The sequence below is a fragment of the Streptomyces sp. NPDC054786 genome (genome assembly GCF_053611685.1).
Genome location: NZ_JBSHAW010000087.1, coordinates 1 through 13517, shown reverse-complemented (window position 1 = coordinate 13517; position 13517 = coordinate 1). Strand labels below are relative to the sequence as shown.

11 protein-coding genes, 2 tRNA genes and 1 pseudogene are annotated in these 13517 nt (G+C 69.4%); 9 read left to right on the top strand and 5 right to left on the bottom strand.

Features of this window, described 5'->3' with window-relative positions:
* Positions 1-124 precede the first annotated feature (124 nt).
* A complete protein-coding gene (locus tag ACWGI6_RS37895; protein WP_453271724.1) occupies positions 125-1642 on the bottom strand; it encodes an amino acid permease in 1518 nt (505 codons plus the stop codon).
* 211 nt (positions 1643-1853) lie between these two features.
* Here ACWGI6_RS37895 and ACWGI6_RS37890 point away from each other — a divergent pair, with 211 nt between their 5' ends.
* Together ACWGI6_RS37890 and ACWGI6_RS37885 are read left to right on the top strand one after the other, a co-directional pair.
* Positions 1854-2339 (top strand): ribose-5-phosphate isomerase, encoded by a 486-nt coding sequence (locus tag ACWGI6_RS37890; protein WP_453271723.1) that lies wholly within the window; start codon positions 1854-1856, stop codon positions 2337-2339.
* A 70-nt stretch (positions 2340-2409) separates the two neighbouring features.
* Positions 2410-3216, top strand: a pseudogene (locus ACWGI6_RS37885) (Fpg/Nei family DNA glycosylase); the annotation flags it as partial.
* Between the two features lie 3 nt (positions 3217-3219).
* Here the strand turns inward: ACWGI6_RS37885 and ACWGI6_RS37880 are convergent.
* Entirely contained in the window at positions 3220-4449 is a 1230-nt protein-coding gene (locus tag ACWGI6_RS37880) for a GNAT family N-acetyltransferase (protein ID WP_453271722.1), read from the bottom strand.
* Between the two features lie 127 nt (positions 4450-4576).
* Here ACWGI6_RS37880 and ACWGI6_RS37875 point away from each other — a divergent pair, with 127 nt between their 5' ends.
* Positions 4577-5722 (top strand): PP2C family protein-serine/threonine phosphatase, encoded by a 1146-nt coding sequence (locus ACWGI6_RS37875; protein WP_453271721.1) that lies wholly within the window; start codon positions 4577-4579, stop codon positions 5720-5722.
* 105 nt (positions 5723-5827) lie between these two features.
* On the opposite strand, the gene ACWGI6_RS37870 is transcribed toward ACWGI6_RS37875, so the two are convergent.
* On the bottom strand, positions 5828-6991 hold the full coding sequence (locus ACWGI6_RS37870; protein ID WP_453271720.1) for an acyltransferase family protein: 1164 nt from the start codon (positions 6989-6991) through the stop codon (positions 5828-5830).
* 592 nt (positions 6992-7583) lie between these two features.
* Between ACWGI6_RS37870 and ACWGI6_RS37865 the strand changes: the two genes are divergently transcribed.
* Complete coding sequence (locus ACWGI6_RS37865; RefSeq protein ID WP_393909791.1) at positions 7584-7778, top strand: hypothetical protein; 195 nt, start codon at positions 7584-7586, stop codon at positions 7776-7778.
* 54 nt (positions 7779-7832) lie between these two features.
* Here the strand turns inward: ACWGI6_RS37865 and ACWGI6_RS37860 are convergent, their stop codons facing one another.
* Together ACWGI6_RS37860 and ACWGI6_RS37855 are read right to left on the bottom strand one after the other, a co-directional pair.
* Positions 7833-8219, bottom strand: coding sequence for an arsenate reductase family protein (locus ACWGI6_RS37860; RefSeq protein ID WP_453271719.1), 387 nt, complete (start codon positions 8217-8219; stop codon positions 7833-7835).
* 154 nt (positions 8220-8373) lie between these two features.
* Positions 8374-8444, bottom strand: a tRNA-Gly gene (locus tag ACWGI6_RS37855).
* Positions 8445-8625: 181 nt separating this feature from the next.
* Here ACWGI6_RS37855 and ACWGI6_RS37850 point away from each other — a divergent pair.
* From ACWGI6_RS37850 to clpX, 5 genes are all read left to right on the top strand, one after another.
* Positions 8626-8702, top strand: a tRNA-Pro gene (locus ACWGI6_RS37850).
* Between the two features lie 234 nt (positions 8703-8936).
* A complete protein-coding gene (gene tig, locus ACWGI6_RS37845) occupies positions 8937-10328 on the top strand; it encodes a trigger factor (RefSeq protein ID WP_453271718.1) in 1392 nt (463 codons plus the stop codon).
* A gap of 296 nt (positions 10329-10624) precedes the next feature.
* Complete coding sequence (locus ACWGI6_RS37840) at positions 10625-11227, top strand: ATP-dependent Clp protease proteolytic subunit (RefSeq protein WP_030082101.1); 603 nt, start codon at positions 10625-10627, stop codon at positions 11225-11227.
* A 65-nt stretch (positions 11228-11292) separates the two neighbouring features.
* Entirely contained in the window at positions 11293-11970 is a 678-nt protein-coding gene (locus ACWGI6_RS37835) for an ATP-dependent Clp protease proteolytic subunit (protein WP_453271717.1), read from the top strand.
* A 169-nt stretch (positions 11971-12139) separates the two neighbouring features.
* On the top strand, positions 12140-13423 hold the full coding sequence (gene clpX / locus ACWGI6_RS37830) for an ATP-dependent Clp protease ATP-binding subunit ClpX (RefSeq protein ID WP_393909795.1): 1284 nt from the start codon (positions 12140-12142) through the stop codon (positions 13421-13423).
* The last annotated feature ends 94 nt before the right edge of the window (positions 13424-13517 follow it).

Genomic DNA, 13517 nt, shown 5'->3' with positions numbered 1-13517 from the left:
GCGTGGCGGCCCCCCCCCCCGCCCCCCCCGGGGCGGGCCCCCCGCCCCCCCCCCGGGGGGGGGGGGGGCCCCGGCCCGTTTTGGTGCCCCGCCCAGGGCCTGTCCGGCCCTGGCACGCCGGACCCTAGACCCGGTCCCCGGCCCGCGCCCCGACGCCCGGGGTGCTTGCCGCGTCCGCCGCCGCGGTGTCCCGCGGCCGCCGCCGGTCCAGGATCAGCCCGACCGCCAGCACCACCACGGCCGCGACCACCGACAGCACCATCTGCTGGCGCCCGTCCGGGTTGTAGAACATGTAGCCGATGACGAAGACGATCAGCGCGATCGTCGCGTAGGTCAGCCACGGGTACAGCCACATCCGCACCGTCAGCCGCTCCGGCGTCTCCCGTTCGATGATCCGGCGCATCCGCAGCTGCGAGAAGCAGATGACCAGCCACACGAACAGCGCCACCGCGCCCGACGAATTCAGCAGGAACTGGAAGATGGTGTCCTTCGAGGTGTAGCTGAAGATCGTGGCAACGAAGCCGAAGGCGACCGACGCCCAGATCGCGACCGCCGGCACCCCGCCCTTGTTGACGGTGGCGAACGCCTTCGGCGCATCGCCGCGCTGCCCGAGCGAGAACGCCATCCGGGAGGCGGTGTAGAGCCCGGAGTTCAGACAGGACAGCACCGCGGTCAGCACCACGACATCCATCACGGTGCCCGCGTACGGGATGTCCAGCGACTGCAGCACGGCCACGTACGGGCTCTTCTTCACCGCCGCGGAGTTCCACGGCAGCAGCGTCACGATCACCGCGATCGAGCCGATGTAGAAGAGCGCGATCCGCCAGATGACGCTGTTGACGGCCTTGCGGACGGCCTGCACCGGGTTCGGCGACTCGCTCGCCGCCAGCGTGACGATCTCGCTGCCCATGAAGGAGAAGACCACCAGCAGCATGCCGGAGAGGATCGCGCCGGGACCGTGCGGCAGGAATCCGCCGTGCCCGGTCAGGTTCTCCGTGCCGACCGGGGCGCCGCCCGGCGGCAGCCCGAATACCGCCAGCGCGCCGACCACGATGAAGACGACGATCGCGACGACCTTGATCCCGGCGAACCAGAACTCGAACTCGCCGAACGAGCCGACCGAGACCAGGTTCGTGCCGGTCAGCACGATCATCACCAGCAGCGCCCAGGCCCACTGCGGGACGGCCGGCACCCAGCCGGTGAGGATCGCGGCGGCCGCGGTCGCCTCGACGGCCAGCACGACCGACCAGAAGAACCAGTACAGCCAGCCGATCGTGAACCCGGCCCAGCGGCCCAGCGCCCGGTCCGCGTAGGCGGAGAACGAGCCGGAAGTGGGCGAGGCCGCAGCCATCTCACCCAGCATCCGCATCACCAGCACGACCAGCAGACCGGTCAGCGCGTAGGAGAGCAGGATGCCGGGACCGGCGGCCGAGATACCGGCGCCGGAGCCGACGAACAGACCGGCGCCGATGACGCCGCCGATGGCGATCATCGACAGATGGCGGTTCTTCAGCCCTGCCTGCAGCCCGTCCTGCGACTGCCCCCCGGTGGGTCCGCCGCCGGGGCCACCGGCACCGGGGACCGCTGTGGTGGTGGGGGTGCCCCCTGCTCCTGCGGAGCTCGGGGGAAGGTGCGCGCCCATGTGCACCGTCCTTTGTGATTCGCGGATGGATCCCCCGCATTAGATCTTCGTTAACCGTTGATTGGAAGGTCTGAAGCCGGATTGTTGTGTGAAACCCTGGGCGGTTGCGCAATGCGCTTGCGTACGGAAGGCGGGGGGTGGCTTTCTGTGCACGCAGCCCTGGGAAGACCCAGCGGCGCCTACCCGGCACCGGCCGTGTCACACTCATCGCATGCGCGTGTACCTCGGCTCCGACCATGCAGGTTTCGAACTCAAGAACCACCTCGTCGAGTGGCTCACGGCCCATGGCCACGAGCCCGTCGACTGCGGTCCCCACATCTACGACGCCCAGGACGACTACCCGCCGTTCTGCCTGCGCGCCGCGGAGAAGACCGCCGCCGACCCGGAAAGCCTCGGCATCGTGATCGGCGGCTCCGGCAACGGCGAGCAGATCGCCGCCAACAAGGTCAAGGGCGTACGGGCCGCGCTGGCCTGGAGCGAGGAGACCGCCAAGCTCGGCCGCGAGCACAACGACGCCAACGTCATCTCTGTGGGCGGCCGGATGCACACCGAGGCGGAGGCGACCAAGTTCGTCGAGATCTTCCTCAACACCCCCTACTCGGGTGAGGAACGGCACACCCGCCGCATCAACATGCTCTCGGCCTACGAGACCACCGGCGAACTGCCGCCCGTCCCCGCCCACCACCCGCAGGGCTGACCACCGCTCACGCCGTCGCCCGTCCACCCCGGCCGCCGGGGCGGGCGGGCGCGCCCACTGGAGGACACCCGTGCCCGAGGGGCATACGATCCACCGCCTCGCCCTGGACCACCGCTCCCGCTTCGAGGGCGGACGGGTACGGGCGAGCAGCCCCCAGGGCAAGTTCGCCGGCGGCGCGGCCCTCGTCGACGGCCAGGTCATGACCTGCGCCGAGGCGCACGGCAAACACCTCTTCCTCGGCTTCGGACGGGACCGCTGGATCCATGTCCACCTCGGCCTGTTCGGCAAGCTCGGCTTCGGCACGGCCCCCGCCCCGCCGCCCACCGACACCGTGCGCCTCCGGCTCGCGAACCCGTCCGCCTACGCGGACCTCCGCGGCCCCACCACCTGCGCACTGATCACCGAGGGCGAGAAGCGCGCGATACACGACCGGCTCGGCCCCGACCCGCTGCGCCCCGAGGATGACGGAACCCGCGCCTGGCAGCGGATCTCCCGCAGCCGTACGACGATCGCGGCGCTGCTGCTCGACCAGAAGGTCATCGCCGGCGTCGGCAACGTCTACCGCGCCGAGGTCCTCTTCCGCCACCACATCGACCCCTACCGCCCCGGCCGCGACCTCACCCGCCGCGAGTGGGACGCGATCTGGGCCGACCTGGTGTTCCTGATGGCCGAGGGCGTCCGGCACAACCGGATCGACACCGTCCGCCCGGAACATCTGCCGGAGGCCATGGGCCGCCCGCCGCGGGTCGACGACCACGGCGGCGAGGTGTACGTCTACCGCCGCGCCCTCCAGGGCTGTCACATCTGCGGCGGCGAGATCCGCACCGCCGGTCTCGCCGCCCGCAACCTCTTCTGGTGCCCGGGCTGCCAGCCGCCGGCCTCAGAACCCGTGCGGCAGCCAGGGCGCCACATCCGACCCGAACGCCACCGACGCCGCCGTCAGCGCACCGGGCCGCAGCTCGTGGACCCGGCCGGCCGCCGCCAGCGACGACAGCGTGAAGCCGCCCAGATACGCCGACCCCAGCTCCCGTACGGACAGGGCCAGCTCGGCCGGGTCCGTGGTCCGCTCGCACGAGGCGCCCGCCGCGTCACCGGACAGCCGCCAACGCCCCTCGTTCCACGGGCAGAAGGGGTCCGCGACCTCCAGCACCACCTCCACCGGCGTCCGGTAGGTCCGTGCCGCCAGCGCCGCGCCCACCTCCACCGGCCGCACGAACAGCGACTCGTCCAGCCGGATACCGCACCGCCGCATGTCCGGGACGAGATGCAGCAGCGCATCGTCCACCGGCCGGGTGGACACCGACACCGACGACGTCAGATCGATGCCGAACAGGAAGCGCCACAGCGCCGCGTACCCCACCGGGTCCAGCGCCTCGACATCCCGCACCCGCACCGTGCCCGACGGCCCGCCGTGGTCACGTCCCGGTGCGACGGAAAAGCGCGCATATCCCCGCACTTCGCCGTCCACCTCGGCCAGCACACACTGCAGTACCCCGGCCCCGTCCCGCTTGTCCGGGGCGTCCAGTACGGGGATCCGCTCCCAGCCGGGCCGCCGGGCAAGCATCCCGGGCCGGGCGGGCACCAGCCGGGCATAGACCCGCTCGCAGTCGGCCACCGCGGCCGCCGGGTCCACCAACCGCAGCCGTACGCCGTCCACCCCGGGCAGTTCGGGGGCGGGCAGCCGCACGGTGTCCACCGTCAGCTGCATGTCCTGGGCCGCCGGCCCGTAGCCGAACCGGCCGTAGATCGCCGGCTCCGAGGCGGTCAGCACCGCCAGCGGCTCACCGCGCTCCCGGACGTCCGCCAACTGGTGCCGCATCATCGAACGCAGCAGCCCGCGGCGGCGGTGCGTCGGCTGCACACTGACCATCGTGACGCCGGCCACCGGCACCTCGGCCCCGCCCGGCACGGTGAGCCCGAAGGAGTACGCTCCCGCCGTGGCGACGCAGTCGCCGTCGTCCCAGACGCCGAACGACCGCTCCGTCTCGGTGAGGTCACGCCGGAGGGCGCGCTCCTCGGGAGACAGCGGAAGCCCGCCGAACGCCAGGTCCAACGCGTCGGACCAACTGTCCCATTCGACGTCCCGCAGCATGCGCAATTCCGTCGCCATACCCCATGCCTAGCAGGACACTCTCCGGCCGCGCGACCGCATTTCGAACGGTGTTTCCCGGCAATCCGCCGGAGCGACGTGCGGCGAATCGACGCGCCGCCGAACGGGTGGATAAGGTCCCAGAGAAATGACAAGTGGCCAGGGAACGGAACCCCTGACGGCCCGGATGCACAAAGGTCTGCACCGGGCCCGCATCGGCGTGCGCAAGGCCGGGGTCGACTACTTCCGGGGTGAGGGCTCCGACCGGTTCGCGCTGGCCGTCCTCCTCCTCGCCATACCCGCCATCGCCGCGGGCACTCTCCGGTGGCCCGAATGGATCGCCCCGACGGCGCTGGTCCTCCCGGTCATCTCCGGCGGACTGCTGCTGCGACCGGCCAACCTCCTGGTCCTGTACGGCGCGTCCGCGACCGCGCTGGTCGTCGAAGCCGCACTGTTCGGGCCGTACGACGAAGGACCGGACCGGATCACTCCGGGCACGGTCCTGGTCGTCGCCGCGGTCGGGCTCTTCGGGCTGCTCATCGCGCAGTTCCGCAGCCGGGTCGGGGTGCCCTGGCGGCGCGGCGGCACGATGCTCTTCGACCTGCGCGAACGGATCCGCGTCCAGAGCAAACTCCCCAAGCTGCCCGAGGGCTGGCACCACGAGATGGCGCTGCGCCCGGCCGGCGGACAGTCCTTCTCCGGCGACTTCGTGGTGGCCTCCCGCACGCACGGCGGCGACATCCTCGAAGTGGTGCTGACCGATGTCTCCGGCAAGGGCATGGACGCGGCCTCCCGCGCGCTGCTGCTGTCCGGCGCCTTCGGCGGTCTGCTCGGCTCGCTGCCGCCGCACGGCTTCCTGCCCGCCGCCAACGGCTATCTGCTGCGCCAGGACTGGGACGAGGGGTTCGCGACCTCCATCCATCTCGTCCTCGACCTGGAGTCCGGCGACTACGAACTGCTCTCCGCGGGACATCTGCCGGCCCTCCAGCTCAGCGCCGGCAGCGGCCGCTGGGAGGAGAAGTCGGGGGAGGGGCCGCTGCTCGGCGTCTACGACGGCGCCCAGTTCGACCCGGTCAAGGGGACACTGCGGCCGGGCGACGTGCTGATGCTGTTCACCGACGGCCTGGTCGAGGCCGCCGACCGCGATATCGCGGAGGGCATCGACCGGCTGACCGGCGAGGCCGACCGCTATGTCGCCAGTGGCTTCGCCGGGGCCGCCTGGCATCTGATCGAGGCCGTCGCCAAGGACGTCAACGACGACCGCGCGCTGCTGCTGATCTGCCGGGACGCGTAACCGGGACGCGTAACGGGGCGGGGTCGCGGGTGCCCGGGGCGGACGTGGTCCGGGCGCTCTCCCCGCCGCCTGGCCGGGCTCGCGCGGACCGGGAGGGACGCGCGCTCAGGCGCCGACGCGAGCCCGTGCCGTATCGGCCGGGTCCTTGCGGAACGCCCATGCCATCGTCGGCTCCATCGCGAAGCGGAACGCCCTGCGGACCGGCGGGGTGCACAGGGCCGTCACGATGCCCCCCGCGATCAGGGTGACCGCGACCTCACCGAGCGGCGAGTGCAGCCAGGCGTAGTCGTCGAACCAGCCCCAGAACCGCGAGCCCTTGGCCAGGAAGCCGTGCAGCAGATAGCCGTACAGCGTCCCGGCGCCCAGCACCGTGAACCACGTCCGCCGCGTCGGCACCCAGGAGAAGAAGCAGGCCACCATCACGATCGAGCAGCCGAAGAGCGCCAGCGTCATCACCGCGCCGATCCACCAGGTGGTGCCCAATTCCTGGGCGCTGTCCCGGTGGTAGAACCACGCCGAGCTCATCCGGGGCGCCGCCCAGTAGGCCATCACCAGCGCACAGGCGAAGATGGGCAGCGACGCGATCCGCACGATCCGCCGCTGCACCAGCTTGAAGTGCTCCGGCCGCAGCGCCAGCCCCAGGACGAAGAACGGGAGGAACTGCAGCACCCGCTGGAGGTCCAGATCATCGCCGATGTCCGGGGACACGGACGCGAGGACGGCGATGGCCACCGCGAGCGGAATCGGCCAGCGCACGACCTTCCACAGCGGGGTGGTCAGCCGCCAGATGAACAGGGCCACCAGGAACCACGTCAGGAACCACGGGTCGAGCAGACTGATGGGGTGGCCGGGATCGTCGTCCGCCCAGCGCTTGAAGAACGCATACGCGGTCTCGAAGAGGACATAGGGCACCGCGACCCCGGTGACCAGCCGCTGCAGCCGGTCCCTGCGCATGTCGAAGCTGCGCGAGAAGTAGCCGGAAATGATGATGAAGGCCGGCATGTGGAAGGTGTAGACGGTCATGTAGAGCGCCTCGGCGGCGCGGCTGCCGTCGGTCAGCGGTTCCCATGAGTGCCCCATCGCCACCAGCACGATGGCCAGGTACTTCGCGTTGTCGAAGAACGCGTGACGGCTACCGGTCTTCGGTGAGGGCGCCGCCGCACCCTCCGCCGCGCCGGACGGCCGGTCCGTGGGCTCCGGCCGATCGGTTCCCTCCGCCGCCCGGGCAGGGGGAAGTTCGCGTCGGGGTGTCGGGGCAGCGGGAAACATTGGAGGCACGATAGCGGCGGTCGGCGAATGCGTAAAACCGCATCGGAAGCATTCCCCTTTTCCTCGGGTTCCGCCGTGGACGGGACGCGGATAAAATCCGCTAACACTGCGGAGACCCCCTTCCACAGCTGTCCGTTTCGTACCCTATCGTCACCTCAAATCGCCCTCTATCCCCCGCAAACGACTCTGGGGGAATGTCCGATTCCTTAGTCTTATGTCCGAATGCTAATAAGCCTTCATGGTGCGCCGTAAGGCAGTGACGGATACCACGGACGGGAAATTGCCCGGCCCGGAAAATGATCAGAATGCCCCCGGGTGAATGACCGGAGCGAATTGCCCGCACCGCGTCGGGCGGGAAATTCCTGGCCCGGCCCGGCCGCTCGTGGCCCGCCGCACGGGCGTCACCTCGCCGCCCCCGCGTCACCCTGTCGCGGCCCCGCGGCCCACCACCGGCTGGAATCGGGCAAAGCGTTGGCCGATGATTCGTCACCGGCCTGCAGTGGGCATGGAGTTGGTGGCACGATGGGTGCAGGGGGGTGTGCGCGGCATGCCCCCGGGCCGGTGAGGCGTTCCGACCGAGGGTGTGATCAGTGTGGCTCTTTCGCTGTCAGTGGTGCTGCTGTTGGGGATCATTCTGATCGTGCTGATCAGAGGGAAGTCGATCAAGGCGGGTCCGGCGTTCGTCGCCATACTGTTCGGCTTCTTCCTGGCCTCCACGGGGATGGCGCCGTCCATCAACCGGTTTCTCAACTCCCTGGCGGAGACCATCAACCACATCAGCTTCTAGGCGCTCCGCCTCGGCGGGTGCCCGCCGGTCCCCGTGCCGGACGCCGCACGCGTTTCAGCCGTCAGAGGTCTCTTCGCCCCCGGTCCGCGCCACTGCCTCGCGTACGGCTTCCTCGCTCCGTCCCACCAGCGCCGACCCGTCGTCCGCGGTGATGATGGGACGCTGGATCAGCCGGGGGTGTGCCGCCAGCGCCGCGATCCACCGCTCCCGCGCGGCGTCGGTCCGCTCCCACTCCGCGAGGCCCAGCTCCTTCGCCTCGGCCTCCTGGGTCCGGGTGATGTCCCAGGGCTCCAGTCCCAGCCGCACCAGCACCCCGCGCAGATCATCGGCGTCCGGCGGCTCCTCCAGATAGCGGCGCACGGTGTACGAGGCGCCCTCTTCGTCGAGGATCTCCACGGCCGAACGGCACTTGGAGCACGCGGGATTGAGCCAGATCTCCATGCCGGCCACCCTATTCACTCGCGTCCGCCGGGCGAAGAGGGATGCAGACACCCCGCAGCCCGCTCCGGAAGCCCGGCAGCCCGCTCCGGAAGCCCGGCAGCCCGCTCCGGAAAGCGGAAAACCCCAGGCCATCCGGCCTGGGGCTTCCTGTACGAGCGGGCGACGGGAATCGAACCCGCGTAGCCAGTTTGGAAGACTGGGGCTCTACCATTGAGCTACGCCCGCGAGCGCCGCAGGTCGCAGGACCTCGGCACGCAGTGCATCCTAGCGGGTCGCGGCGGTGCGCCGCACATCCCTTCACGCCGACGGTGTGTGCCGCCCGCCCTCACCCGCACACGCCCCCGGCGGGCTCCCGATAACTGGCAGCCGTACCGTCCGCGGCCATGTACCCTACGTGTCGCACCGACGGGGTGTGGCGCAGCTTGGTAGCGCGTCCGCTTTGGGAGCGGAAGGTCGTCGGTTCGAATCCGGCCACCCCGACCAGCAGCAGGTCAGCCCGACAGCACGGAGTCGGGCGGAACCTCCGGCCCACCATGGCAGTGCCGCAAGATCGGCGGCCGTCCAAGATCGCGTTGTGGGCGTCATCCTCCTTGCGGTTACTATGCAAGCTGCGTGCCCGTGTGTCTGTGTACCGGGCGTGATCGGCCGGACCCGGATCATCGGGCGTCGGCAGATCTCAAGCAGGACCCCAGAAGTCAGCCCCAAGGAGACCGAACCGTGAAGAGCGCCGTGGAGACCCTGAACCCGACTCGGGTTCGGCTCACTGTCGAGGTGCCCTTCGAGGAGCTCAAGCCCAGCCTCGACGCGGCGTACAAGAAGATCAACCAGCAGGTCACGGTGAAGGGCTTCCGCCAGGGCAAGATCCCGGCCCGGGTCATCGACCAGCGGTTCGGCCGCGGCGCCGTGCTGGAGGAGGCCGTCAACGACGCGCTCCCGAAGTTCTACACCGAAGCGGTCAACGAGGGTGAGCTGAACGTCCTCGGCCAGCCCGAGGTCGACATCACCGAGCTGAAGGACGGCGAGCTGCTGGCCTTCACCGCCGAGGTCGACATCCGCCCCGCCCTCGAGATCCCGGACTACTCCGGCATCGAGGTCGAGGTCGACGCCGTGGAGGTGTCGGACGAGGACGTCGACAAGTCCGTCGAGCAGCTGCGTGAGCGCTTCGCGACGACCAGCCCGGTCGAGCGTGCGGCCCAGGACGGCGACGTCCTGACGCTGAACCTCGAGGCCAAGGTGGACGGCGAGGTCCTGGAGGACGGCGTCGCCCAGGGCGTCACCTACACCGTCGGCTCCGGCGAGCTCCTCGACGGCATCGACGAGGCCGTCACCGGCCTGGAGGCCGGCGCCGAGGCCACCTTCACCTCCGAGCTCAAGGGCGGTTCCGCCGAGGGCAAGGAGGCCGAGGTCAAGGTCGAGGTCACCGAGGTCAAGTCCCGCGAACTGCCCGAGCTGGACGACGACTTCGCGCAGCTTGCCAGTGAGTTCGACACCTTCGAGGAGCTCCAGGCGGACAGCCGCAAGCGCCTCGAGCAGATGAAGAAGTACGACCAGGCCACCCAGGCGCAGGAGAAGGTCCTGGACGAGCTGCTCAAGCTCGTCGAGGTGCCGATGCCGGAGAAGCTGCTCGCGGACGAGATGGAGACCCGCAAGCACAACCTGGTCAACCACCAGCTCGGCCAGATGGGCCTCGACCTCGCGAAGTACCTGGAGATCCAGGGCAAGAGCGAGGAAGAGTTCGACGCCGAGACCAAGGAGCAGGCCGAGAAGGGCATCAAGACCCAGTTCATCCTGGACGAGCTGGTCAACAAGGAGAAGCTGAACGTCAGCCAGGAGGAGCTCACCGAGCACCTCATGCGCCGCGCGCAGTCCTCCGGCATGTCCCCCGACCAGTTCGCCCAGGCCGTCGTCGAGGGCGGCCAGGTGCCGATGCTCGTCGGTGAGGTCGCCCGCGGCAAGGCCCTCGCGGTCGTCGTCGAGGCCGCCACGGTCAAGGACAGCAACGGCGAGGTCATCGAGCTCGACGACGAGGACGAGACCGCCGAGACCGTCGAGGCCACTGAGGCCACCGAGGTCGAGGCGGAGGGCGCGGAGGAGAAGCCCGAGGCCTGAGCCCCGGACATCTCGCGCCTGCGCGCAGTTCTTCTGCATCACGGGCCCGAACACGCACGTCCGCGTGTTCGGGCCCGTGGTCGTACCACCCCGTGAGCCTGCGCTCACAGCGAACAGTTATCGATGCGGGATGGCGTTGTCCGACCTGCGCGTTAGGGTCCGTAGATACGAGGGCAGGGGAGTCCCTGAAACCGCGCCGGGGCCACACACGGCGCCGCCTCCCCACGCCCCAGCAGACGACGCTGAGACGGCCTGGAGCCGTCCGACAACGAGCAGGTGGACACGTGACGATCCCGATGCCTTCCGCCGCCGCTGAGCCGACCTTCGGTGGCCTCGGCGACCAGGTCTACAACCGGCTGCTCGGCGAGCGGATCATCTTCCTCGGCCAGCCGGTCGACGACGACATCGCCAACAAGATCACCGCGCAGCTGCTTCTTCTCGCCGCGGACCCGGACAAGGACATCTTCCTCTACATCAACTCCCCGGGCGGATCGATCTCGGCCGGCTTGGCGATCTACGACACCATGCAGTACATCAAGAACGACGTGGTGACGATCGCGATGGGCCTGGCCGCCTCCATGGGGCAGTTCCTGCTGAGCGCCGGCACCCCGGGCAAGCGCTTCGCGCTGCCGAATGCCGAGATCCTCATCCACCAGCCCTCGGCCGGCCTGGCCGGCTCCGCGTCGGACATCAAGATCCACGCCGAGCGGCTGCTGCACACCAAGAAGCGGATGGCGGAGCTGACGGCCTTCCACACCGGTCAGACCGTCGAGCGGATCACCCAGGACTCGGACCGCGACCGCTGGTTCTCCGCCGATGAGGCCAAGACGTACGGCCTGATCGACGATGTGATGACTTCCGCCGCCGGCGTTCCGGGCGGGGGCGGCACCGGGGCCTGAGCCCCGTACCACTCGCCCTACAGCCCCCAGCCCACTTGATCGCCACCAGGACGGTGAACACCACGATGAACAACTACCCCGGCAGCGGCCTCTCCCAGGTTGCGGAGTCCGAGTTTTCCGGCCCGCGCGCCGAGTCCCGCTACATCGTCCCGCGCTTCGTCGAGCGCACCTCGCAGGGCGTGCGCGAGTACGACCCGTACGCGAAGCTGTTCGAGGAGCGCGTGATCTTCCTCGGCGTGCAGATCGACGACGCCTCGGCCAACGACGTCATGGCGCAGCTGCTGTGCCTGGAGTCGATGGACCCGGACCGGGACATCTCGATCTACATCAACAGCCCGGGCGGTTCCTTCACGGCGCTCACGGCCATCTACGACACGATGCAGTTCGTGAAGCCGGACATCCAGACGGTCTGCATGGGCCAGGCGGCCTCCGCCGCGGCGGTGCTGCTCGCCGCCGGCACCCCCGGCAAGCGGATGGCGCTGCCGAACGCCCGTGTGCTGATCCACCAGCCCTACAGCGAGACCGGCCGCGGCCAGGTTTCCGACCTGGAGATCGCCGCCAACGAGATCCTGCGGATGCGCTCGCAGCTGGAGGACCTGCTGGCCAAGCACTCCTCCACGCCGATCGAGAAGATCCGTGACGATATCGAGCGTGACAAGATCCTGACCGCCGAGGAGTCCTTGGCGTACGGTCTGGTCGACCAGATCGTCTCCACGCGGAAGTCGTCCGTCGCGATCGGCTAGCGATCTTCGCGAAGTGAGCCGGAGCGTTGCCCCCTTGGACCGGACCCGGATCGAGTGAACCGAGTCGGTCCAAGGGGGGCCCGTACGGGGGGCCCGGCAAGGTACCGTCGATAGGCAAGCACCCGGGTCCGCGGAGCAATGCGGATCCCAGGCGAAGGGGAAGCACCTCGTGGCACGCATCGGTGACGGCGGCGACCTGCTCAAGTGCTCATTCTGCGGAAAGAGTCAGAAGCAGGTGAAGAAGCTCATCGCGGGACCTGGTGTGTACATCTGCGACGAGTGCATCGACCTCTGCAACGAAATCATCGAGGAGGAACTCGCAGAGACCTCCGAGGTGCGGTGGGAGGAGCTCCCCAAACCGCGGGAGATCTACGAGTTCCTGAACGGCTATGTCGTCGGCCAGGATCCCGCCAAGAAGGCGCTCTCGGTCGCCGTCTACAACCACTACAAGCGGGTGCAGGCGGGCGAGAACGGCCCCGGACGCGGCGAAGAGGGCATCGAGCTCGCCAAGTCCAACATCCTGCTGCTCGGCCCGACCGGCTCCGGCAAGACCCTGCTCGCGCAGACTCTCGCCCGGATGCTGAACGTCCCCTTCGCCTTCGCCGACGCCACGGCGCTGACGGAGGCCGGCTATGTCGGCGAGGACGTCGAGAACATCCTCCTCAAGCTGATCCAGGCCGCGGACTTCGACATCAAGAAGGCCGAGACCGGCATCATCTACATCGACGAGATCGACAAGGTCGCCCGGAAGAGCGAAAACCCGTCGATCACTCGCGATGTCTCCGGCGAGGGCGTCCAGCAGGCGCTGCTGAAGATCCTGGAAGGCACCACCGCTTCCGTCCCGCCCCAGGGCGGCCGCAAGCACCCCCACCAGGAATTCATCCAGATCGACACCACCAACGTCCTCTTCATCGTCGGCGGTGCCTTCGCCGGCCTGGAGAAGATCATCGAGTCCCGGTCCGGCGCCAAGGGCATCGGCTTCGGCGCCACGATCCGCTCCAAGCGGGAGATCGAGTCCAAGGACCAGCTGCAGGACGTCATGCCGGAGGACATGGTGAAGTTCGGGATGATCCCGGAGTTCATCGGCCGCCTCCCCGTCCTCACCTCGGTCCACAACCTCGACCGCGAGGCCCTGCTGCAGATCCTGGTCGAGCCGCGCAACGCGCTCGTCAAGCAGTACAAGCGCCTCTTCGAACTCGACGGTGTCGAGCTGGACTTCGACCGCCCGGCCCTGGAGGCCATCGCCGACCAGGCCATCCTGCGCGGCACCGGCGCCCGCGGTCTGCGCGCCATCATGGAGGAAGTCCTCCAGGCGGTGATGTACGAAATCCCGTCCCGCAAGGACGTCGCCCGCGTCGTCATCACCGAGGACGTCGTGCACTCGAATGTGAACCCGACCCTGGTACCGCGCAATCGCGGCGAGTCGGGGGAGCCGCAGGAGAAGAGCGCGTAGGCGCTCCGCGCGCACCACGAGGGCCGCCCGGCAGCGATCGGGGCCGGGCGGCCCGCCAGGGTTTGGATGGAGCCGCGGGGGAGGTTATGCCCAA

Coding starts and splice junctions, on each gene's coding strand:
- ACWGI6_RS37895 (WP_453271724.1), bottom strand. CDS start 1,642: ATGGGCGCGCACCTTCCCCCGAGCTCCGCAGGAGCAGGGGGCACCCCC.
- ACWGI6_RS37880 (WP_453271722.1), bottom strand. CDS start 4,449: ATGGCGACGGAATTGCGCATGCTGCGGGACGTCGAATGGGACAGTTGG.
- ACWGI6_RS37875 (WP_453271721.1), top strand. CDS start 4,577: ATGACAAGTGGCCAGGGAACGGAACCCCTGACGGCCCGGATGCACAAA.
- ACWGI6_RS37890 (WP_453271723.1), top strand. CDS start 1,854: ATGCGCGTGTACCTCGGCTCCGACCATGCAGGTTTCGAACTCAAGAAC.
- ACWGI6_RS37835 (WP_453271717.1), top strand. CDS start 11,293: ATGAACAACTACCCCGGCAGCGGCCTCTCCCAGGTTGCGGAGTCCGAG.
- ACWGI6_RS37860 (WP_453271719.1), bottom strand. CDS start 8,219: ATGGAGATCTGGCTCAATCCCGCGTGCTCCAAGTGCCGTTCGGCCGTG.
- ACWGI6_RS37840 (WP_030082101.1), top strand. CDS start 10,625: ATGCCTTCCGCCGCCGCTGAGCCGACCTTCGGTGGCCTCGGCGACCAG.
- ACWGI6_RS37870 (WP_453271720.1), bottom strand. CDS start 6,991: ATGTTTCCCGCTGCCCCGACACCCCGACGCGAACTTCCCCCTGCCCGG.